Source organism: Halomonas binhaiensis, from assembly GCF_008329985.2.
Classification (GTDB): domain Bacteria; phylum Pseudomonadota; class Gammaproteobacteria; order Pseudomonadales; family Halomonadaceae; genus Halomonas; species Halomonas binhaiensis.
This window is the reverse complement of sequence record NZ_CP038437.2, coordinates 729406-753041: the sequence shown is the minus strand read 5'-3', so window position 1 is coordinate 753041 and position 23636 is coordinate 729406. Positions and strand designations below refer to the sequence as shown.

The window sequence follows — 23636 nt, the reverse complement described above, 5'->3', positions numbered from 1 at the left end:
GAAAAATGCCTGTCCTCATTCCATGTGATGTAGTCATAAAAAAACACTCCGCGGAAAAATCCGCGGAGTGCTGTGAGAAGAGCCTGAAGATATAAAATCAGAGATTATCTATCAGGCAACTTCCAGAGGCAGCGGCTCAGGCTGAGCATCGATGATGTCAGTGCTCACCAGTCCACTAGTGGCCGGATCAACACTATTCACCAGGTCGCCAGCCAAGGCATCGCCCTCACCCAGCAGGTCACCGCTCAGCAGGTCGTCATTATCGAGCAGTGCAACGTCGTCAGTCACACCACCTGCAGCATCAGTCACACCACCTGCAGCATCAGTCACACCACCGACCAGGTCGCCTGCCACACCATCGGTCACACCACCTGCAGCATCAGTCACGCCACCGACCAAGTCGCCTGCCACACCATCGGTCACGCCACCCAGCACGCCATCGGTCACGCCACCCAAGGCGCCGTCAGTCACGCCGCCCAGCACGCCATCGGTCACGCCGCCCAAGGCGCCGTCAGTCACGCCGCCCAGCACGCCGTCGGTCACACCACCCAACAGGCCACCGTCACCACCCAGCACGCCGTCAGTCACGCCACCCAACAGGCCACCGTCACCACCCAGCACGCCGTCGGTCACGCCACCCAACAGGCCACCGTCACCGCCCAGTACGCCGTCGGTCACGCCACCCAACAGACCACCGTCACCGCCCAGTACGCCGCCCAACAGACCGCCGTCGCCGGTCAGCCCCCCCAGCAGGCCGCCGTCGCCGCCCAGCAGACCACCGAGCAGGTCACCATCCAGCAGGCCGCCATCGAACAAGCCGCCTAGTAGCGGCAGGTCTCCGCCGAGAGCACCACCATCCAGCAGGCCACCCAGGATCGGCAGACCGCCATCCAGAATGCCGCCCAGCGCACCATCCAGCACGCCATCCAGGCCGCCACCCAGCAGGCTATCTGACAACGCCAGCACTTCGCCCAGACCACCACTGGTCAGGATACCTGTGACACCCGCCAGCGGACCGCCATCACCCAGCAGCGTACCCAGGAGTTCGGTGTCACCAGTGACCAGACCACCCAGCAGGCCTTCGTCGCCCAGCGCCACATTCAGTACGCCAGCCAGAGGGCCGCCATCGGTCAAACCGCCAACCAGATCACCATCAGCCAGCAAGTCCCCCAGAACGTCACCGGAAAGCAGCTGGTCAATGGTCAGTTGGACAGCTTCCAATGCAGCAGTGTCGGCGGCAACCAGCTCTGATGTGCCGTCGAGGATGCCGGAAAGCACGCTCTGATCACCAATCAGGCCACCAAGCACACCGTTATCGCTGAGCAGGAAGTCAGCCAGGGTGATGTCGCCATCAACCAGCTCACCCAGGCTATCCAGGGACACGTCGAGAGCATTGCCAACCTGGGTCAGGACTGCATCACCCGCCCCCGCCTTGCCGCTCAACAAGGCGCCGATCACTTCTTCGGCTGGAGCGTCGATACCCAGGCCTGCCAGGCTACCATCCAAGGCGCCCCCTAGGCTGGCCGTGATCGCATCGGCCGCTTCAGAAGCCGAGGTACCTGTGCCCCCCATCAAGCTAGAGATGGTATCGCCCAGCGAGTCGAAAGCCTGGCCATCGGCACCTGCTGCACCGAGCAGCATTTCAAGAATAGCGCCAACCCCAGCGATGGCTTCCGATCCAACCACACCACCATTACCACCAAGCAGGCCATCCAGCAGATCACCATCCAGCAGGCCACCATCGAACAGGCCGCTCAACAGCGGCAGGTCTCCGCCGAGTTCACCTCCTTCCAGCAAGCCACCCAACACGGGCAGGCCACCATCCAGAATGTCACCCAGCGCACCATCCAGCACGCCATCCAGACCACCGCCCAGCAGACTGTCTGACAATGCCAGCAGCTCACCAAGACCACCGGTAGTCAGGATGTCTGTGGCGCCCGCCAGTGGACCACCCTCGCCCAGGAGCGTACCCAGGAGCTCAGTGTCGCCTGTAACCAGACCACCCAGCAGACCTTCGTCGCCCAGCGCCACATTCAGCACACCCGCCAGAGGACCAGCGCCAGTGATATTGCCCGCCAGACCACCATCGGTGAGCAGGTCGCCCAGGACATCACCGGAAAGCAGTTGGTTAATGGTAAGTTGAACGGCCTCCAGTGCTGCAGTGTCGGCTGCAACCAGCTCCGAAGTGCCGTCGAGGATACCGGAAAGGACGCTCTGATCGCCGATCAGGCCACCGAGCACACCATTATCGCTAAGCAGGAAGTCAGCCAGAGTGATGTCACCATCAACCAGTTCACCCAGGCTATCCAGGGACACATCGAGAGCATTGCCGACCTGGGTCAGGACTTCGTCACCCGCCCCTGCCTTGCCGCTCAGCAGGGCGCCGATCACTTCTTCAGCCGGAGCATCAATGCCCAGTCCAGCCAGGCTCTCATCCAGCGAGCCACCAAGGCTGGCAGTGATAGCATCGGCCGCTTCAGAGGCCGAGGTCCCAGAACTACCCATCAGATCGGAGATGGTGTCGCCCAGAGAGTCGAAAGCCTGTTCATCGGCACCTGCAGCACCGAGCAGTAACTCAAGAACGGATCCAACCCCTGCGATAGCGTCCGGTCCGATCCCATCAACGGGAGGAACCGTAACATCTCCAGTATCCAGGTCCGCACCCAGAGAAGAGGAGTAGTCGATGGTCATGAAACCGAGATCAAAGATGGCGTCGGTGCCATAGTCAACATTGGTGGCGTTTCCATCGAGGAAGTAATCACTGGTCCAGTCCAGTACGATTTCTTCCCCGTTGTAGTTAATCGTGATGTTGTTATCGATGCTGCCAATCTGAGTCACCATGAGTCACTCCAATCCTTGAAAGATGAATGGTTCCCATGCACGCACATGATTACCACGTGCCTTCAACCAGTATGTGAGGCAACGCCAATTGCTGCTAATGAAGTTTCTTTTTCTCTTGAATAACGATGGTGATGTTCAGTCATCATTTGAGTCGTATTGTTAATTCTGGTGTCACGACTCATGAGAAAAGAAGAAAATACCCTTTCAAGGCATTTAGGGAGAATAATATTTTCACAACTTTTAATACAATCGTTTGATTTAATTTTCGCTGCTGCAACACATTACCTTCGTTGAGGTAATATTCGAAGTTTCATATAAATATTGCAGGAATTATTGCCAATACATGAACAGAATGCTGCATTCTTCATGACAATACATTTATCACTTCTCGTGAAAGAAAAGTGCCTGAAGTGGGGTTCAGGAAATCTGGGGCGACCAATATACAGGCACATGCATGCCAGTCTTAAGACTCACCAGCAGTGGACATTGAAGGCAAAAAAAAGGCGGCCCGTAGGCCGCCCGCTCCAAGCATTTCCTTGAGCAGATCCTTCTGCCCGAATCCTAGGGTGACCTCCCTGCCCAGAAGCGACTCCCTGTCGCACCAGGCGCACCCATAATCGCATTCCTGAACACACCCAGAATCAGAAGACCGGCACTCCGGTGCAAACCACCGGCTCCATGATCGACCCCGACTCCACAGTGATGACAACCTCCATGCTATCTTCACTGTCTCCCCGGAGGGGGCGATCAGGACACATGCCGCTGCGAACCTGACCTCTCCGATTCATGTTTTTGATTCTGCCACGTTTTCCCAGGTTCTCAACTCGCCAGGTTTCGCCTCAGCAAAGTATGACAGGAGCATGAAGAATTTAATTTCTCTTTAAAATCAATCAAATAAAAAAGCTCGCGAGAGTATCGCGAGCTTTTTTGCGCATTTCCGGGTCAATTTCTTCGGAAATTTGTAGCAAATCTCTTACAAAAACAATCTCCAACAGCGGCGCTTTCTCCCGCAGCGCAGGAGGTTACTGCCCCTTGATCGCACTGCGTCCCGGATAGCTGACCCGATCTCCCAGCTCTTGTTCGATGACCAGCAGGCGGTTGTATTTGGCAACACGATCAGAACGACACAGCGAACCTGTCTTGATCTGGCCTGCGCAGGTACCTACGGCCAGATCAGCAATGGTCGTGTCTTCTGTTTCACCGCTACGGTGAGAGATGACCGCAGTGAATCCAGCATCCTGGGCCATCTTGATCGCATCCAGGGTCTCGGACAGAGAACCGATCTGGTTGAACTTGATCAGGATGGAGTTACCGATCTGCTCATCGATACCGCGCTTGAGAATCTTGGTGTTGGTGACGAACAGGTCATCACCGACCAGTTGAACGCGATCGCCAAGCTTGGTGGTCAGGGATTTCCAGCCAGCCCAGTCGGATTCGTCCATACCATCTTCAATGGAGACGATGGGATACTCATTGGCCAGCCCCACCAGGTAGTCAGCAAAGCCTTCTGCATCGAAGCTCTTGCCCTCTCCTGCCAGCACATAATTGCCGTCCTTGTAGAACTCGCTTGAAGCACAGTCCAGGGCCAGCGTAATGTCCTTGCCCAGCTCATAGCCAGCATCAGAGATAGCCTGCTTGATCACGGCCAGGGCCTCAGCATTGGACGCCAGGTTGGGGGCGAAGCCACCTTCATCACCAACGGCAGTCGCAAGGCCACGCGCGCCCAGTACCTTCTTCAGGGCGTGGAACACTTCAGCACCAACACGCAGGCCTTCACGGAAGTTCTCGGCACCGACGGGCTGGATCATGAACTCCTGGATGTCGACGTTGTTGTCAGCGTGTTCGCCGCCATTGAGGATATTCATCATCGGTACCGGCATCAGGTACTTGCCCGGCTGGCCGTAGAGTTCGGCAATGTGGGCATACAGAGCGACACCCTTGGCATTGGCAGCAGCCTTGGCGGCAGCCAGCGACACCGCGAGGATAGCATTGGCACCGAGGTTTTCCTTGTTCTCGGTACCATCCAGCTCGACCATGGCCTTGTCCAGGCCACGCTGGTCACGGGCATCCATGCCGATCAGGCAATCGCGAATCCTGCCGTTCACGGCATCCACCGCCTTGAGCACCCCTTTGCCCAGGTAACGGCCCTTGTCACCATCGCGCAGCTCCAGAGCTTCACGGGATCCGGTAGAGGCACCACTGGGGGCACAGGCTACGCCCACGGCACCACTTTCCAGGCGCACTTCTGCCTGAACAGTAGGGTTGCCTCGGGAGTCCAGTACCTCGAGAGCGTGGATATCAACGATCTTGGTCATGTTTTTTCGTCCTGTTGTTGATACAGAGGTGTCGCAGCGTTGAGCAAAAACGGCGCAATGGAAAGGCCGCCTTCAGCGAATATCGATAGATGGCAGTCCCTTGATCAGATCATCGATGGCCTTGATCTGCGTGAGGAAAGGCTCGAGCATCTCCAGCGGCAAAGCACATGGACCATCGCACTTGGCATTATCCGGGTCCGGGTGGGCTTCCAGGAACAGCCCGGCAATACCTACGGCAACCCCGGCGCGCGCCAGGTCAAGCACTTGTGCACGACGCCCATCGGCACTATCGGCTCGACCACCGGGACGTTGCAACGAGTGAGTGACATCGAAGAGCAGCGGATAACCAGTATCCTTCATTTCTCCGAAGCCCAGCATATCGACCACCAGGTTGTTGTAGCCGAAACTGGAACCTCGTTCGCACAATAGAATGCGATCGTTTCCGGCCTCCTTGAACTTGGTGATGATGTGGCGCATTTCGTGGGGCGCGATGAACTGAGGCTTCTTGACGTTGACCACAGCTCCCGTCTCGGCCATGGCAACCACCAGATCCGTCTGCCGGGCCAGGAAGGCCGGCAACTGGATGACATCGGCCACTTCGGCGACGGGCGCGGCCTGCCACGGCTCATGGACATCGGTGATTACGGGAACACCAAAGCGTTCCTTGACCTCAGCGAGAATTTCCAGGCCTTTTTCCAGCCCTGGACCGCGGAAGGAATGGATGGAACTGCGGTTGGCCTTGTCGAAACTGGCCTTGAAGACGTAGGGAATACCAAGCTTGCCGGTCACTTCGACGTAGTGCTCAGCGACCTCTAGCGCGAGTTCGCGTGATTCGAGCACATTCATGCCGGCAAACAGCATCAGAGGCAATGAATTGCCGGCACTGAGGCCGGCAAAGTCGATAGTACGTTGAGAAGCGGACATGCGGATTACTCCTGAGGCGCCGCCTGGGCGCGAGTACGCTTGGCCTTGTGGGTCAGTGCCGCGTTGACAAAACCGGTGAACAGCGGATGACCATCACGAGGCGTGGAAGTGAACTCCGGATGGAATTGACAGGCCACGTACCAGGGGTGCTCCGGAAGTTCGACCATCTCCACCAGAGAATTGTCGATGCTGCGGCCGGAAACCACCAGGCCAGCCTTCTCCAGTTCATCAATGAACTGATTGTTGACCTCGAAACGATGGCGATGGCGTTCGACGATAACATCATCACCATAGGCTTCTCGAGCCTTGGAGCCATTGCCCAGTCGACATTCCTGACCACCCAGACGCATCGTGCCGCCCAGGTCGGAGGCCTCGTCACGCACTTCGATCTTGCCCTCTGGCGTGATCCACTCGGTGATCAAGCCTACCACCGGGTGCTGAGTGTCATGAGTAAACTCGGTGGAGTTGGCATCGGCCCAGCCAGCGACATGGCGAGCAAACTCTATCACCGCCACCTGCATGCCGAGGCAGATACCCAAGTAAGGGATGTCGTTCTCACGAGCATAACGCGCCGTGGCAATCTTGCCCTCCACGCCACGCTCACCGAAGCCTCCTGGAACCAGGATGGCATCCTTTCCAGCCAGGCGTTCAGGGCCATGGCGCTCGATATCCTCGGAGTCGATGTAGTCGACATTGACCTTCACCCTGGTCTGAATACCAGCATGAATCAATGCTTCGTTAAGCGACTTGTATGCGTCGAGCAACTCCATGTACTTGCCGACCATGGCGATATTGACCGACTTCAGCGGATTGAGCTTGGCATCGAGCACCCTGACCCACTCGCTGAGATCCGCCTCATCGGCCTCCAGGCGCAGCTTGTCGCAGACGATCTCATCCAGCCCATGCTCATGCAGCATCAGCGGAATACGGTAGATCGTATCGGCATCCTGCAGCGGGACCACAGCGCGCTCTTCGACATTGGTGAACAGAGCAATCTTGCGGCGCTCGGTTTCTTCCAGCTCGACCTCGGAGCGGCAGATGAGAATATCCGGCTGAATACCGATAGAACGCAGTTCCTTGACCGAGTGCTGGGTCGGCTTGGTCTTGGTCTCACCCGCTGTCTGAATGTAAGGCACCAGGGTCAGGTGCATGAATAGCGCACGCTGAGCACCCACTTCACTGCGGATCTGGCGGATGGATTCAAGGAACGGCAGAGACTCGATGTCACCCACGGTTCCACCGATCTCGACCAGGGCCACATCAAAGCCATCACCACCTTCGTAGACCCGGCGCTTGATCTCATCGGTGATATGAGGGATCACCTGAACGGTCCCGCCCAGATAGTCGCCGCGGCGCTCCTTGCGCAGGACATGCTCGTAGACACGGCCGGTGGTGAAGTTATTGGACTGGGTCATCTTGGTGCGGATGAAACGCTCGTAATGCCCCAGATCCAGGTCGGTCTCGGCACCATCCTCGGTGACAAACACCTCACCGTGCTGGAACGGGCTCATGGTGCCCGGATCCACGTTGATGTAGGGATCGAGCTTGAGCATGGTGACTTTGAGGCCACGGGCCTCGAGAATCGCCGCCAGCGAGGCCGACGCAATGCCCTTACCAAGTGAGGACACAACGCCGCCGGTCACGAAGATATATCGTGTCATGGAGAACCTGTCGAAACGTGATCAAGTAGGCACGGCAGGAAGCCGCGCCAGGATGGGACGACAGATTAGCAGATATGCCCACCTGACTCAATTTTGCCGGGCCCTGCATTTCGATTCTCGACAGGAAGCCCGGCACACTCACACTGGCACAATCACACTAGCACGCTCACACTTCGAGATAGTCGAGGATGCCTTCGGCCGCCTGGCGGCCTTCGTAGATGGCGGTAACCACCAGATCGGAACCACGCACCATGTCGCCACCGGCAAAGATCTTCTCGTTGGTGGTCTGGAACGCGAAGGCGCCATGTTCCGGGGCCTTTACACGACCGCGCTCGTCGAGCTCGATGCCTACGTTCTCGAACCATGGTGCAGGGCTCGGCTGGAAGCCGAAAGCAATGACCACAGCGTCGGCAGCGATGATTTCCTCAGACCCAGGCACCACTTCAGGACGCTGACGCCCCTTCTCATCCGGCTCACCCAGACGAGTACGCACGACCTTGACGCCTTCGACACGCTCCTCCCCAACCACTGCCACTGGCTGACGATTGAACAGGAAGTCGACGCCCTCTTCCCGAGCATTGGCCACTTCGCGACGAGAGCCCGGCATGTTCTCTTCATCACGACGATAGGCACAGGTCACTCGGCTTGCCCCCTGGCGAATAGCGGTACGGTTGCAGTCCATGGCCGTATCACCACCGCCCAGCACCACCACCTGCTTGTCTGCCAGAGAAATGAAGTCGCTCGGATCCTTCTCGAAGCCCAGGCGGTGATTGACGTTGGCAATCAGGTAATCCAGGGCCTTATGCACGCCCGGCAGGTCTTCACCCGGGAAACCACCTTGCATGTAGGTGTAGGTGCCCATGCCAAGGAATACTGCATCATATTCCTCGAGGATGGCATCGAACGTTATATCCTTGCCGACTTCGGTGTTCAGACAGAACTCGACGCCCATCTCCTCGAACACAGCGCGACGACGCTCCATTACCGTCTTTTCGAGCTTGAACTCAGGAATGCCGAATGTCAGCAATCCACCGATTTCAGGATACTTGTCGAACACTACCGGCTTGACGCCACTGCGCACCAGGATGTCGGCACAGCCAAGGCCGGCAGGCCCCGCACCAATGATTGCCACCTTCTTGTCGCTCCAGACGACCTTGCTCAGGTCCGGACGCCACCCCATGGCAAAAGCGGTATCAGTGATGTATTTCTCCACGGAGCCAATCGTCACCGCACCGAAGCCGTCGTTCAGTGTACAGTCCCCCTCGCACAAGCGATCCTGGGGACATACCCGGCCACAGACTTCCGGTAGCGAGTTGGTTCGATGCGAAAGCTCAGCAGCTTCGAGAATGTTGCCTTCACTGACCAGCTTCAGCCAGTTGGGAATGTAGTTGTGGACCGGACACTTCCATTCGCAGTATGGATTGCCGCAGGCCAGACAGCGGTGCGCCTGGCTGGCAGCGTCCATGGGCTTGAATGACTCATAGATCTCGGCGAACTCACGCGCACGGGTGCGTGCCGGCTTCTTGGACGGATCCTGACGGCCGACATCGATAAACTGGAAATCGTTACTCAAACGGTTAGCCATGGTGTTTTCTCCTCATGCCTGTATTCGGGTCACTTGCGACGTACTTGCGACGACGCACTTGCGACATAACTCCGGCAGCCTTATTCAGGCTGACTACGTGACTGGTCGAGCAACCCCTTGAGGCTCGCGGCCTTGGGTTTTACCAGCCAGAAGTTACGGATGTAGTCGCTGAAGTCCTCGAGGATGGCCTTGCCGCGCTCGGAGCCGGTCTCTGCCACATATTCCTCGATGGTCTCCCGCAAATGACGCCGATAGGCTTCCATGGACTCAGTATTGACGCGGTGGATTTCCACCAGCTCATGGTTGTACTTGTCAACAAAGGTACGGTCTTCGTCGAGCACATAGGCAAAGCCGCCGGTCATGCCCGCGCCGAAGTTGACGCCCGTTTCACCGAGGACACAGATCATGCCCCCTGTCATGTACTCACCACAGTGATCGCCAGCACCTTCGATGACCGCATGGGCCCCCGAGTTACGTACCCCGAAACGCTCGCCCGCCGTGCCCGCGGCAAACAGCTTTCCGCCTGTCGCGCCATACAGGCAAGTGTTGCCGATGATCGCCGTCTTGTGGCTCTCGAAGCGGCTCTCGCGCGGTGGAACGATGGCAATCTTGCCGCCATTCATCCCCTTGCCCACGTAATCATTGGCATCACCTTCCAGATAGAGATGCAGACCACGGGCATTCCATACGCCAAAGCTCTGGCCTGCCACGCCACGGAAACGCGCAATCACTGGAGCATCTTCCAGGCCTGCTTCTCCATAACGCTTGGCAATGGCGCCTGAGACCAGGGCGCCCACAGAGCGGTCGCAGTTGGTGATGGAGAAAGACACATCGGCACCGGACTTGGCTTCGATAGCAGCCTCCAGTGCTGCCAGCACCTCCTTGTTCTTGGCACCCGGGTCATGCGGCACATTGCGGCTGACAGTGCAGTATTGCGGCGCATCAGCCGGAACATGGTCATTGGCCAGCAGCGGAGTCAGATCAAGATTGCGCTGAGATGCCGTCACCCCTTCGAACACTTCGAGCAGGTCAGTTCGTCCGATCAGGTCGATCAGGCGACGTACCCCCACCATGGCCATCAGTTCACGCACTTCTTCAGCGATGAAGCGGAAGTAGTGCTTGACCATATCCACCGTGCCACGGAAATGCTCGTCACGCAGATAATCCATCTGAGTGGCAACGCCCGTGGCGCAGTTGTTCAGGTGACAGATACGCAGATACTTGCAGCCCAGGGCCACCATGGGTGCCGTACCGAAACCGAAACTCTCGGCACCGAGGATAGCGGCCTTGATCACATCCAGGCCGGTCTTCAGCCCACCATCTGTCTGCAACCGAATCTTGTCACGCAGCCCATTGATACGCAGGGCCTGATGGACTTCCGGCAAGCCCAGTTCCCACGGCGAGCCGGCATGCTTGATAGAGGTCAGCGGACTTGCCGCAGTACCTCCGTCATACCCGGAAACAGTGATCAGGTCAGCATAGGCCTTGGCTACACCCGTGGCGATGGTGCCGATACCGGGCTCAGATACCAGCTTCACCGAGACCTGAGCCTCCGGATTGACCTGTTTGAGGTCAAAGATCAGCTGGGCCAGATCTTCGATGGAATAGATATCATGATGCGGAGGCGGAGAGATCAGCGTCACACCAGGCACAGAGTAACGTAGACGCGCAATCAGCTCGTTGACCTTGCCACCAGGCAACTGACCACCCTCGCCAGGCTTGGCTCCCTGGGCAACCTTGATCTGCAGCACTTCGGCATTGACCAGATAGGCCGGCGTGACACCAAAGCGGCCAGAAGCGATCTGCTTGATCTTGGAACTACGAACCGTGCCATAACGAGAAGGATCCTCGCCTCCCTCACCTGAGTTAGAGCGGCCACCAGACTCGTTCATGGCCTGAGCCAGGGCTTCGTGAGCCTCTGGCGACAGGGCACCCAGCGACATGCCAGCACTGTCGAAACGTGGCAGCAGGTCTTCGATAGCCTCGACTTCCTCCAGCGGTACTGGCTCAAGAGCCGGCTTGAGCTTGAGCAAGTCACGGATTGTGGCAGGCTCGCGATCATTGACCAGTTCAGCAAAGCGCTTCCACTTGGGGTAGCTGCCTTCCTGCACAGCTTCTTGCAGGGCCTTGACCACGTCCGGGTTATAAGCGTGGTATTCCTGGCCATGCACATACTTGACCAACCCACCATGGACGATGTCCTTGCGTGGGGACCAGGCATCCTTGGCCAATGACACCTGTTGCAGCTGCAACTCATTGAAGCCGGTACCTTCAATACGCGAGGCCATGCCAGTAAAGCATAGATCCATGACCTCGGAGGACAGCCCTACGGCCTCGAACAACTGAGAGCCACGATAGGATGCCAGCGTCGAGATCCCCATCTTGGACAGGATCTTGTAAAGGCCTTTCTGCAGCCCCTTGCGGTAATTCTCACGACCGTCTGCCGGATTGCCGGACAGTTCACCGGTACGGTGCATATCCGCCATGACCTGATAGGCCAGCCATGGATAGATGGCTGTGGCCCCAACACCAAACAGTACCGCCATCTGATGCGCATCTCGGGCATAACCGGTTTCGACGATCAGGTTGACGCGCGGGCGCAGGGCCAGCTTGCCGAGATGGTGATGAACTGCTCCCACTGCCAGGGCAGCATGGATCGGCACCTGTCCTTTCGGCAAATTGGCATCGGACAGAACCAGGATGACCTTGCCATCCAGAGTGGCCTGCTCAGCCTGACGGCAGAGCTCGGCAATCGCGCCCTTGAGACCAAGCTGCTCGGGGTCGTAACCCAATGACAAGGCATGGCTGGCGAAGTCCGGGTCTTCCTGGGATACCAGCAGGCCAAACTTGCGTGGTGACAGGATCGGCGTCGTCAACACGATACGATGCGCATGTTCCGGAGTTGACTTGAACACATTGCGCTCAGTGCCACAGCATGTCTCAAGCGACATGACGATGGCTTCGCGCAAGGGATCAATAGCCGGGTTGGTGACCTGAGCAAACTTTTGACGGAAGTAGTCGGTCAAGAGGCGGCGCTTGCTGGAGAGCACTGCCATGGGCGTGTCATCACCCATGGACCCCACCGCTTCCTGGCCGCTTTCCGCCAGGGGGCGCAATAACTGGTCACGCTCTTCGAAGCTGACCTGGAACATTTTCTGCTGGGCCTTGAGAAGATCGGCATCCATGCTCTCGAAGGCGGCCAGTTCCGTCAGGGCCGACTCGAGAAAATGTGCCTGCTCCTTGAGCCAGCGCTTGTAGGGATAGGCAGACTTGAGGCGCTGGTCGATGTCTGCAGTATGCAGAACCTCGCCCGTGGCGGTATCCACGGCAAGCAATTGCCCTGGGCCAACACGCCCCTTGGCCACGACGTCTTCGGGTTTGTAGTCGTAAGTCCCGATTTCTGACGCCAGGGTGATGAAGCCATTCTTGGTAATGACCCAGCGTGCCGGACGCAGACCATTGCGATCGAGCATGCACAGCGCCTGACGACCGTCGGTCATGACGACACCCGCGGGGCCATCCCAGGGCTCGACATGCATGGAATTGTACTCATAGAAAGCACGCAGATCGCTATCCATGATCTCCACGTTCTGCCAGGCCGGCGGCACCATCATGCGCACAGCGCGATGCAGCTCCATGCCACCCGTCAGCAGGACTTCCAGCATGTTGTCCATGCTCGAGGAATCAGACCCAGTAGTGTTGACGATCTCGTCAAGACTGGCGATCTCAGGCATGCGCTCGTTGACAAAGTTTTCCTTGCGCGAGTTGGCCCAGCCCCGGTTGGCTTCAATCGTGTTGATCTCACCATTGTGAGCCAGCAGGCGGAAAGGTTGAGCCAACGGCCAGCGAGGTGCGGTATTGGTCGAGAAGCGCTGGTGGAATACGCAGATAGCGGTTTCCAGCCTGTCATCCCCAAGGTCCTTGTAAAAGGCAGGCAGATCCACAGGCATAACCAGCCCTTTATAGGACAGCACTTCGCTGGACAGGGAGCAGACATAGAAATCGGCTTCGTGCTTCAGGGCCTGCTCGGCCAGACGGCGCCCCATGAACAGCGCGACATCGAAGGGTTCTGCATCGTCAGTGCAGGGCTCGACAAATAACTGACGAATGCGCGGCAAGCATTCCAGAGCCATGGGGCCACACACACTGGGATCCACCGGCACTTCGCGCCAGCCCAGAACTTTCAGGCCACGCTTTTCCAGTTCTCCAGCCAGCGCAGCACGAGCAGCCGCCTCGCGCTCATCATCATCAGGCAGAAAAATGGCGCCTACGGCGTATTGCTCGCCGAGCTCCACTCCCAGGGCATCCTTGGCAACCTGACGCATGAAACCGTCAGGCATCTTGAGCAGCAGACCGCAACCGTCGCCGGTCTTGCCGTCTGCTGCGATACCACCGCGGTGGGTCATGCAGGTCAATGATTCGATGGCAGTGCTGAGCAGCTCATGGCTAGCCTGCCCTTCCATATGGGCGATCAGGCCAAACCCGCAGTTGTCTCGGAATTCTCCGGGCTGATGAAGACCTATGTTCATGGGCGCGCCTCAGATAAGAAGGGTTGTAGTCACAGCGTTGAAACGATATAATTAAAAGTTTTCTTTTATTTTTCTGCCTATGCAGATATCGCCAACTGTCCGAAAAAAGGCTCTCCAGCATAGCCATGCTGTGCCTTCTACGCAATTCCCCACGCCCTCGCAAAAGCTTGAAAAACCACTACAAATTAGACGCTTACACCAAGACAAAAGAAAAAACCTTATCGCATCAACCACTTGGAATCATTTTCCAAGCAGACCAAGACCTAAAATCGCGCCACTAGACTTTGGTCTAAAAAACTGTCGACACCCCATGCCGATCACGCATATGACATACAGATCCTTGTATAGAGGAAGACGTCATAGCCATGCCCAAGCCTCTGAGCAACAGTCAAACATGACAATGCCCGCACAAGGCGGGCATTGATCAAAAAAACGTATTGGTCGAGATGACAATATCAAAGCGCGTTGGCAGCACCAGGTTCACTGACCTCATCCTTGCCTAGCCATCCATAGATGAAACCGCCAATGGCACCACCTACGATGGGAGCCACCCAGAACAGCCATAGCTGGGAAAGCGCACCAGAACCGGCAAATACTGCCACCGCGGTGGAGCGCGCAGGATTCACGGAAGTGTTGGTGACAGGAATACTGATCAGGTGAATCAGCGTTAGAGCCAGGCCAATGGCGATTGGCGCAAAGCCGGCAGGTGCCAACTTGTGTGTTGCCCCCATGATCACGATCAGAAACATGGCCGTGAGCACAATTTCGGTAAGCATGGCAGCCCCCAGACTATAACCACCAGGAGACAGGTCTCCAAAGCCATTACTAGCAAAATTGCCAGCAGCAGAGGGGTCACTGACAAACCCTGCACTGCCCTGTGCAATCGTCATCAGAACAAAGCCTGCAACCAGCCCACCAAACACCTGCGCAATGATGTAAGGCAGCAATTCCTTGCTCGAGAATCGCCCCCCGGCCCAGAGCCCTACACTTACCGCTGGATTGAAATGCCCCCCGGATATATGGCCGAAAGCGTAGGCTCCCGTCACCACCGTTAGACCAAAGGCCAGGGCCACACCAAGAAAACCAATCCCCAATGGATTACCATCACCACCAAAATGAGCAGCCAATACAGCGCTGCCACACCCGCCCAATACCAGCCAGAACGTACCTATACACTCTGCAACCAGTTTCTTGATCAGGTTCATGGATTCCTTCCTCCAAGTAAGGCCACCCCCTTGGCGACCCACCTCAACAAGATTAGGCTCGTTTCGACACAATAGCGTGGTAAATTTTCATCATTGATACGACATAAAGTCAGAGCCATATCCATGAATATTCTCTGAAAAAGCTCCATCTCTAATAAAACGCATCACGCCCGCACTAGGCGGGCGTGATTATCAGCATTCGATCAACGCTCATCGTATTACTCTGCCAAGGTCTTCTATCTCGACAGCTAAGTCGCCAGCAGAATCAACAACGCGGGAATTCGGCAATACAGGCCTTGAGCACTTCCAATGGCGTTTCGTCATGAACACAGGCTTCACCCAAGCGGCGCAACAGCACCAGGCGCAAGCAGTCATCGATATTCTTCTTGTCCAGCCGCATGCGTGACAGGAAGTCATCGACACTCATCTCTACCGGTGCTTCCACAGGCAGACCAGCAGCGATAATGATGCGACGTGTACGCTCCAGTGCTGCCGCATCAATCCAGCCGAGGCGATGCGATAAATCTGCGGCCATCGCCATACCAGCCCCCACTGCCTCTCCGTGCAGCCAGGCACCGTAGCCCATGTGGGCTTCAATGGCATGCCCAAAGGTATGCCCCAGGTTGAGCAACGCGCGCACCCCTTGCTCCGTCTCATCCTGGGCCACGATTTCAGCCTTGATCGAGCAGCTACGCTCAATGGCCTTGGCAAGCAATTCGGCATCAAGGGCTCGCAAGCCATCCATTTCAGCTTCAAGCCACTCCAGGAAAGAAACATCGTGAATCAAGCCGTACTTGATCACCTCGGCAAGACCTGCTGAAAGCTCCCTGGCGGGCAACGTCTTCAACGATGACGTGTCAATCAGCACTGCCTTGGGCTGCCAGAAAGCCCCAATCATGTTCTTGCCCAGGGGATGGTTGACACCGGTCTTGCCGCCGACGGAAGAATCCACCTGGGACAGCAAGGTAGTCGGCACCTGAATAAAGGCGATGCCGCGCTGATAACAGGCAGCGGCAAAGCCCACCATATCACCAACCACGCCTCCACCCAGAGCCACCAGCGTGGCGCGCCGATTGAAGCCAGCTTCCAGCAAGGCATCCCAGATGCGCGTCAGGACATCGAAGCCCTTGTATTCCTCGCCATCAGGCAACACCAGCGTTCTGACTTCCAGCCCTTCCGGCAATGCCTCAGTCAGCGCCGCCAGATAGTATTCGGCAACCGTATCATTGGTGACCACCATGACCTGGCGCCCAGCCAGATAAGAGGCCAGCTGTTCTCCATCAGTGATCAGGCCCGGGCCGATATGAATGGGATAGCTACGCTCACCGAGAGCAACTGTGAGTGTCAAAGGCTGGAACGAAGAAGAGGCTTCGATGTTCATGGGCTGGCCTTGCAAGTAAGAGGATCAACCATCCGCTGGGCGCGGCGTATAATATCGTTGACCACCGAGCGGGGACCTCGACGATCGGTTCGCACCACCAGGTCGGCCGTCGCGCGATACAAGGGATCCCGCAAGGCAAACATGTCACGCAGAAGTCTTTCGCGATCCCCTCGCTGTAGAAGAGGCCGATTACGATCCTTGGCGGTTCGCTTGAGCTGCTGCTCAACGGTGGTAAACAGATAGATGACGGTGCCGCCCTCGCGAATACGCTTGCGGTTCTGCTCACGCAACACAGCGCCCCCGCCAGTCGCAATCACACACTGCTCTCTGTCCATTAGCTCGTCGATCATGGCACTTTCGCGATCACGAAAGCCGCTTTCGCCTTCCACATCGAAAATCCAGGGAATGTCGGCACCACAGCGATCCTGAATTTCGTGATCGCTGTCGTAGAATTCACGTGACAGCTCGGCCGCCAGCAGGCGGCCGATAGTGCTCTTTCCAGCCCCCATGGGGCCGATCAAAATCAGGTTGGGTACATCCTGCATCAGCGAATCGCCAGGCCGTCGTCGAGAATCCGTGGGGTAATGAATACCAACAACTCTACCTTATCGTTGACGTCCTCGGTATAGCGAAACAACTTGCCCACCAGGGGAATATCACCCAACCAAGGGGTCTTGTATAGGCTATGTGCCTGTTCTGACGTAAGAATTCCACCCAAAACGATGGTTTCTCCATCATCAGCCAGGACCTGAGTCATGATCTCATTGGTATCGATGGCAGGAGCTCCTCGGAAGGTCTGATCCGCCAAGGTGTCATTATTGATCTTGAGATCCATGACAATGCGATTGTCCGAGGTAATCTGCGGTGTCACCTCCAGTGCCAGCACTGCCTCCTTGAATGCCGTGCTGGTGGCACCATCAGCCGTCGACTCCTGATAAGGAATCTCCTTGCCCTGCTTGATGATTGCCGTGTGCTGATTGGCAGTGATCACCTTGGGCTGGGAGATGATCTGGCTCTTGCCTTCGCTTTGCAGTGCACGAAGCTCCAGGTCAAGCAAGACATCTCCGGCCAGATAACCAATGTTGAACGTGCTGCCAGGACCAAGGCTATCGCCCAGGTCCACGGCCAGGCCACCATATGCACTGTGATGTCCCTGAATCTTACGCTCCAGGGACATGCTGCCACTCCCCTTGTCCACCATCCCCATGGTGCTCGTCACTCCCCAGTTCACACCTATCTGGCGGGCAGCGCTATCCTTGACCACCACGATGCGTGCCTCAATCTGTACCTGAGGAGCAGGCACATCCAACTGCCGCAGAGTCTGCCGTATTTGGCTGATACGCTCCGCACTATCCTGAATCAGCAACATGTTCGTGCGACTGTCGGCAGCTGCGCTACCACGCTGGGACAGCAACCCGAAACCTCCAGCTCCACGCAACAGGTCAGCGAGATCCGCAGCCTTGGCATAGCGCACCTGAACGTGCTCAGTGACCAGTGGCTGCAATTGACGCTGCCTATCCTGCTCCACAAGTTTGCTTTGCTCCCGCTGAGCGATTTCGCTAGCGGGAGCCACCAGAATGACATTGGCCTCACGGCGACTGGCCAAGCCCTGGCTCTTCAGCACCAGATCCAGAGCCTGATCCCACGGCACCGAATCGAGGCGCAACGTCACCTTGCCTCCCACACCCTCCTCCACAATGATATTCAGGCCAGTGAATTCACTGATGGCCGACAGCACCGAGCCCAATGGTGCGTCTTCAAAGCTCAACGATATGGGGGCTCCGTGATAGACGGGAGCGGACTGAGCAACCTCCGCCTCCCATTGCCAAACAACCAGCAGCATCGCCGCCTTGAATATGCGTTTCGACATCCTTGTCACCTTCTTGTTGTCAACATGCAGCTATTGCCGATGTACTACTATCGACGCACTACTATCGACGTACTATCGCCGCCACTGCCGAATGCCCGCAGCCCCTGCGTCTCTTACTTCAAGTCCAACTGCTGATCGAACAGATCACCTTTCAAGTGCAGGTATGCTTTCCCTATTTCCATGACCCTGGCCTGATTCGCCCCACGCCCCAGGCTGTCCCCCACCTTGACTCGCCAAACCTTCTTGTCTGGCGTACTGACCAGCGCCCAACGCCGCTCCCCCTGGACCAGGGTACCGACCAGCGATATAGATGCGGGCGGATAATCCTGTAACGTCATGGATACGGGCGAGGACTCGCCTGATGGGCGAAACACACCAAAAGGGCTGGGCCTGTCAGCATAGCGATACGCCAAGGGGAGAAAATGGGAGGGGCGCTCTATGGGCAGAGAGCCCTCAGCGGTGTAAGAGCCTTCAGCGACAGAAAAAGCCTCAGCGGTGGAAGAGCCTTCAGCGACAGAAAAAGCCTCAGCGGTGGAAGAATTTCCGACAGTCGAAACAAACTCGGTGACAGAATAAGGACCGGCAAGGTGGTATGCATGCCCTTCAGCGGAGAGCCGCAATGCATCCCCTTCACCTTCCACCGTGAAATCATCAAGACTGGGCATACCCGACAAGCGCGTGAGCCCGGCAACAAAACCCGCCAGATCATGAAACCCACCCCGAACACTCAAGCTGAATGCCTGAGTATCCACCTGCAAAGACATGTCCAGTTGCTGTTCCTGAGTGTCGGGCGCTCCCAGGCTCATGGTGTCAATGGCCAGGTGATACTGCTGTGCAAGCTGGGAGACCTCCGCCAGAAAAAGCCTTGAGGACTTGCTCGCAACGGGAATTGCATCGGCCTGGGGGCGCAACTCCCCTACCATCAACTCGACCAGTTGTCGCTCAAGAACCCGCAACTCAAATTGCAACTGCTCGCGGTGTAGTTGCGCCTCAGACTGCCCCTGAGCAAGCCTATCTTGCTTCTGGCGTGCAGATTCGAGCTGGCCATATAACGGAACGACGTCAACCCACAGGACGGTGCCCAGCACCAGAGCCAACACGACGACCACCAGCAGCCCACGTAACACCCACGGCCATGAGCCAGCCTCGCTCAGCTCGAGTGAACGCCAGTCGCACTCCTTCAGACGCTGCCATTCATGAGCCAGAGTCATCCGCCTTGACCGCCGTTCAGAGATTCTGGAAACAAGTGGATAGCCAGACTGAAATGCTGCTGCCCTTCCGTATCCGTGACACTCGTCAGGGCGACTTTCGTGAACAGAGGTTGCTGGCCCAAAAGCCGCAGCTGTTCCATCAACTGAGTATTGTTCTGAGCCATGCCAGCCAGCTCAAGATGATCGCCCTGACGCTGACACACTTGATAACGGACTCCCGGCACCAGGCTGGCGGCCAAGGCATTGAAGATTGCAACGGAGGTCGCTCGCCTGAGCTGCAACTGAGAAAGAAGCTCTTGCAATGCAGCAATCCGCTGCTGGAGGAATCTTTCTTCCTCTGGGGAGGCCAGCCTCTCTGGCGAGCCGGCCCCACTTTGCGGCGACATCGCGTGTTCAGCCTCTGTCAGCCTTGCCAGGCGCTGCTCAAGCTCATGAGATACCGCCATCCCTATGCCGACACTCAGCATGGTCATCGCGACCAGCCCTATCCAGAAACGCCGCGTACGCTTCGTTCTATCGACATCTCTCCACGGCAACAGGTTGATTCCCGAGCCCCCCAGGGCAAGGCCAAAAGCCCTCATCCAGGCAGCGGACTCTGCCAGGAGGGCATTGCCATCAAGCCCGGGAGAAAAGGACAAGAGTTCCCCCAGGGCAGCCCTGTCCTCCTCCTTGCCTGCCTTGTACAATACCTCCTCGACTCGCCGCATCAGCGGGCCTTCTGCGTCGATCGCTGCTACTTGCAAACCAGCACACTCCAGCACTTCGGCCAGCTGCTCGATGAACTGTCGATGGCAGGCCACCAGCAACACCTCCTGACGACCATTTTCTGGACGAGCATCGAGACAGTAAAAGTCATATGCCGATTCAGGGAACGGAAAGGGAAGCTGCGTGTCGGAGTTCCATTCAATGAAGGCAGCGATGCCATCACCGTTCAAGTGGGCGGGGCAGTACATCACGTTCGAAGAGGTGGTACTGCTCGGCAGCGCGGTGATGACACGAAGAGAACGGGGTGCAAAGCGCTCCACGCCTTTACGTAGCAAGGCGATGAGCGCACTCGATTGACGTATACGCCCCTCGACGATGCAGCCTTCGGGCAAAGGCATGACGGCATAGTCACGCACCACAAAACGCGAGGCTCGGGGTCGCCACCCTGGCCAGCGCGGCGCCAGCTCCATGAACCTGATAGCATCAGGAGAAATGTCGACGCCAAGCCGCGCCCTGAATGAGGTAGGCCAGATCATTTTTGTATACACCCTGTATCAGCACTACATTAGCGCAACGTCCACTACCAGGCTCAACGCTACGTCATCTGGCGCGGTAGATTGCTGATCCAGGGCGCATTCAGGACATTTAGACTGTACCGAAATAAGGCTTTATCAAGTCAATGGTGGTGGCCGCCTTCGCGTCTTCTTATAATGGCCGTCGCGAAGGAACGCCCATATGTATCACTCATCGCCGCCGTTTTCGTTTCCAGCATGGATACCGCGATTTCATGAAGTATCTCAGAACGCTCCTATTCTCCGCCGTGTGGCTGGTGATCTCGCTAGGCGCAGCAGTCGCGCTAGGCGTGGTCGGTGCCGCCCTCTACTTCACTCCGGGGTTGCCCGATGTTCGCCAGCTGCAGGGTTTTGAACTGCAGACGCCTCTGCGCATCTATACTCGCGATGGTCAACTGATCGGCGAGTTTGGCGATGAGCGGCGCATGCCAGTGAAGTATGACGAAATCCCTGAACCCATGATCGATGCCCTGCTGGCTGCCGAGGATGCCAAGTTCTTCGAGCACAATGGCGTCGACCCCAAGGGCTTGCTGCGCGCTGCTGCACAGCTTGCTTCCAGCGGTGACATTCAGTCCGGTGGTTCAACCATCACCATGCAGGTGGCACGTAATTACCTGTTGACCCTCGACCAGACCTTTACCCGTAAAATCCGCGAAATCCTGTTGTCACTGCAAATGGAGCAGATCCTGAGCAAGCAGGAAATCATGGAACTCTATGTCAACAAGATCTTCCTGGGTCATCGCGCCTACGGCATTGCTGCCGCATCCGAGATCTATTACGACAAACCATTGAACGAGCTGGACTTGGCTCAATTCGCCATGATTGCCGGCCTGCCCAAGGCTCCTTCGGCCTTCAACCCTCTGGCCAACGCTGAGCGGGCATTGATTCGTCGTAACTGGATCCTGTTCCGTATGCGTGAACTGGGTTATATCGACCAGGCCGCCTACGACGAAGCCGTCAAGCAGCCAATCACGGCCAAGCGCCACGTCGTGCGAGCCGAGGTCGAAGCCGACTATGTGGCCGAAATGGCTCGTCAGTTTGCCACTCAACGCTTCGGCGACAAGGCCTACACTGGCAGCTATCGCATCACCACCACCATCGATAGCAAGCTGCAGCCTCTCGCTCGCCAGGCGCTGGCCAATGGCCTGATCGACTATGACACCCGCCATGGCTGGCGTGGCCCCGAGGAAACCGACATTCCCCAGAGCCTTGCCGAGGCCCAGGACAAGACCGAGCGCAGTGGCCTGGAAGAGGAATTATCGGAGTCTCCCGAGGTCATCCAGACAGCACGTCAGGCTGCCGAACGCAGCCAGACAACTGTCGAAGGCATTGACGGAGACGTCAGTAACTGGCTGCAGGTCCTGCAACGCACACCTACCTATGGCCCGCTGGAACCGGCCATCGTGGTCAGTGCCGAAGGTCAGCAGATGCGTGTCCTGACGCGCGGAGGCGATATCCGCACCATCGACTGGGACAACCTGAAATGGGCAGCTCCCTACAAGAGCGCACGCTATCGCGGCAACGCGCCGAGCAATGCTGGCCAGATCGCCAGCCGCGGCGACCTGGTACGCATACTCAAGAAGGATGACGACACCTGGCGCCTATCTCAGCAGCCCGATGCAGAAGGCTCCCTGGTCGTCATGGACCCTCAGACCGGTGCCATCCTGGGCCTGCAGGCAGGTTTCGACTTCAATGCCAGCAAGTTCAACCGTGCTGTCCAGGCTCGCCGTCAGTCTGGCTCCATCTTCAAGCCATTCATCTATCTGGCCGGTCTCAGCAGTGGTGAGATCACTCCGGCAACGGTCATCAATGACGCCCCAGTGGTGATCAACGATGGCAGTAACGAGCTATGGCGCCCGTCCAACTCCAGCGGAGACTTCCTCGGCCCGACGCGTCTGCGCGTTGGCCTGGCACGCTCGCGCAACCTGGTCACCATTCGGCTGCTTCAGCAAATCGGCCTGGATAATACGATCGACTTCCTGGTCAATTTCGGCTTCTCTCGTGACCGTCTGCCACATGGCCTGTCCCTGGCTCTTGGTAGCGCCAGCCTGACGCCACTGGAGATGACCAATGCCTACGCCATTCTGGCTAATGGCGGCTTCCGGGTATCTCCCTGGTTCATCGAGAAGATCACCCAGGGTGAAGAGAACACCTTGGTGGAAGAGGCTAACCCTCGTGTTGCCTGCCGTACCTGTGGCCCGGACCAGACCACTACAGAAATTGATGGCAAGACCTACGAAGTTGCACCTCGGGTTGCCAATGCACGTGCCATGTACCTGATTCGGGATATGCTGCGCGACGTGGTGGAGCACGGTACCGCTCGCAAGGCCCTGGAAATGAAGCGCGCAGACATTGTCGGCAAGACTGGTACGACTAACGACCAGCGTGACGCCTGGTTCGCTGGCTTCAATAACCAGCTGGCCGCGACCGTCTGGGTAGGCAAGGACGACAACACTCCTACGGCTGAATACGGAGCACAAGCGGCCTTGCCAATCTGGGTGGACTTCATGAGTCAGGCGCTGGACGGCACTCCAGAATCGATGCCTGAGCCTCCGGAGGGCATCATCACCCGTCGCATCGATGCCAATACTGGTCGCCTGCTGGGCAAGAACCAAGGTGGCGGCATTGAAGAGATGTTCGATGAAGATCACCTGCCGACCTTCCAGCCGCGTCGTGTAGAACGCACTATCGAGACGCACAGCGGTTCTCAGGGAACAGGGGCTTACGAAGCCATCTTCTGACGGCAAATTCTCTTCTTCTGCCCCCGGCTCATGCCGGGGGTTTTTGTTTCGGGCTCCAGAAAGAGATCAAGGCCTCTCCAGCACTGCCCGGATGCT

Annotated in this window: 13 protein-coding genes; 1 reads left to right on the top strand and 12 read right to left on the bottom strand. The window is 57.4% G+C overall.

Annotation, left to right across the window (positions count from 1 at the left end; all coding sequences use genetic code 11):
- Positions 1-111: 111 nt before the first annotated feature.
- The 12 genes from E4T21_RS03295 to pilM form a co-directional block, all read right to left on the bottom strand.
- Entirely contained in the window at positions 112-2841 is a 2730-nt protein-coding gene (locus E4T21_RS03295) for a beta strand repeat-containing protein (protein WP_149283496.1), read from the bottom strand.
- A gap of 1022 nt (positions 2842-3863) precedes the next feature.
- Positions 3864-5156: a phosphopyruvate hydratase gene (eno, locus tag E4T21_RS03290; RefSeq protein WP_149283494.1), complete on the bottom strand. Its 1293-nt coding sequence runs from the start codon at positions 5154-5156 to the stop codon at positions 3864-3866.
- A gap of 72 nt (positions 5157-5228) precedes the next feature.
- A complete protein-coding gene (gene kdsA / locus E4T21_RS03285; protein ID WP_149283492.1) occupies positions 5229-6080 on the bottom strand; it encodes a 3-deoxy-8-phosphooctulonate synthase in 852 nt (283 codons plus the stop codon).
- Positions 6081-6085: 5 nt separating this feature from the next.
- Positions 6086-7741: a CTP synthase gene (locus E4T21_RS03280; RefSeq protein WP_149283490.1), complete on the bottom strand. Its 1656-nt coding sequence runs from the start codon at positions 7739-7741 to the stop codon at positions 6086-6088.
- A 166-nt stretch (positions 7742-7907) separates the two neighbouring features.
- Positions 7908-9326, bottom strand: coding sequence for an FAD-dependent oxidoreductase (locus tag E4T21_RS03275; protein ID WP_149283489.1), 1419 nt, complete (start codon positions 9324-9326; stop codon positions 7908-7910).
- 80 nt (positions 9327-9406) lie between these two features.
- Complete coding sequence (gene gltB / locus E4T21_RS03270) at positions 9407-13855, bottom strand: glutamate synthase large subunit (RefSeq protein WP_149283486.1); 4449 nt, start codon at positions 13853-13855, stop codon at positions 9407-9409.
- A gap of 455 nt (positions 13856-14310) precedes the next feature.
- Positions 14311-15060, bottom strand: a complete 750-nt coding sequence (aqpZ, locus tag E4T21_RS03265; protein ID WP_149283484.1) for an aquaporin Z — start codon at positions 15058-15060, stop codon at positions 14311-14313.
- Positions 15061-15325: 265 nt separating this feature from the next.
- A complete protein-coding gene (aroB, locus tag E4T21_RS03260; protein ID WP_149283482.1) occupies positions 15326-16441 on the bottom strand; it encodes a 3-dehydroquinate synthase in 1116 nt (371 codons plus the stop codon).
- Positions 16438-16986 carry a shikimate kinase AroK gene (aroK, locus tag E4T21_RS03255; RefSeq protein ID WP_149283479.1) on the bottom strand — a complete coding sequence of 183 codons (549 nt, stop codon included), beginning with the start codon at positions 16984-16986 and terminating at the stop codon, positions 16438-16440. The genes aroB and aroK overlap by 4 nt, the downstream gene beginning before the upstream one ends.
- Positions 16986-18311, bottom strand: a complete 1326-nt coding sequence (locus E4T21_RS03250) for a type IV pilus secretin PilQ (protein WP_149283477.1) — start codon at positions 18309-18311, stop codon at positions 16986-16988. Before E4T21_RS03250 ends, aroK begins: the two co-directional genes overlap by 1 nt.
- A 113-nt stretch (positions 18312-18424) precedes the next feature.
- A complete protein-coding gene (locus tag E4T21_RS03245) occupies positions 18425-19522 on the bottom strand; it encodes a pilus assembly protein PilP (RefSeq protein WP_149283475.1) in 1098 nt (365 codons plus the stop codon).
- Complete coding sequence (pilM, locus tag E4T21_RS03240) at positions 19519-20763, bottom strand: pilus assembly protein PilM (protein ID WP_149283473.1); 1245 nt, start codon at positions 20761-20763, stop codon at positions 19519-19521. Before pilM ends, E4T21_RS03245 begins: the two co-directional genes overlap by 4 nt.
- Positions 20764-21014: 251 nt before the next feature.
- On the opposite strand from pilM, the gene E4T21_RS03235 reads away from it, so the two are divergent.
- Entirely contained in the window at positions 21015-23540 is a 2526-nt protein-coding gene (locus E4T21_RS03235; protein ID WP_149283471.1) for a penicillin-binding protein 1A, read from the top strand.
- Positions 23541-23636: the final 96 nt, after the last annotated feature.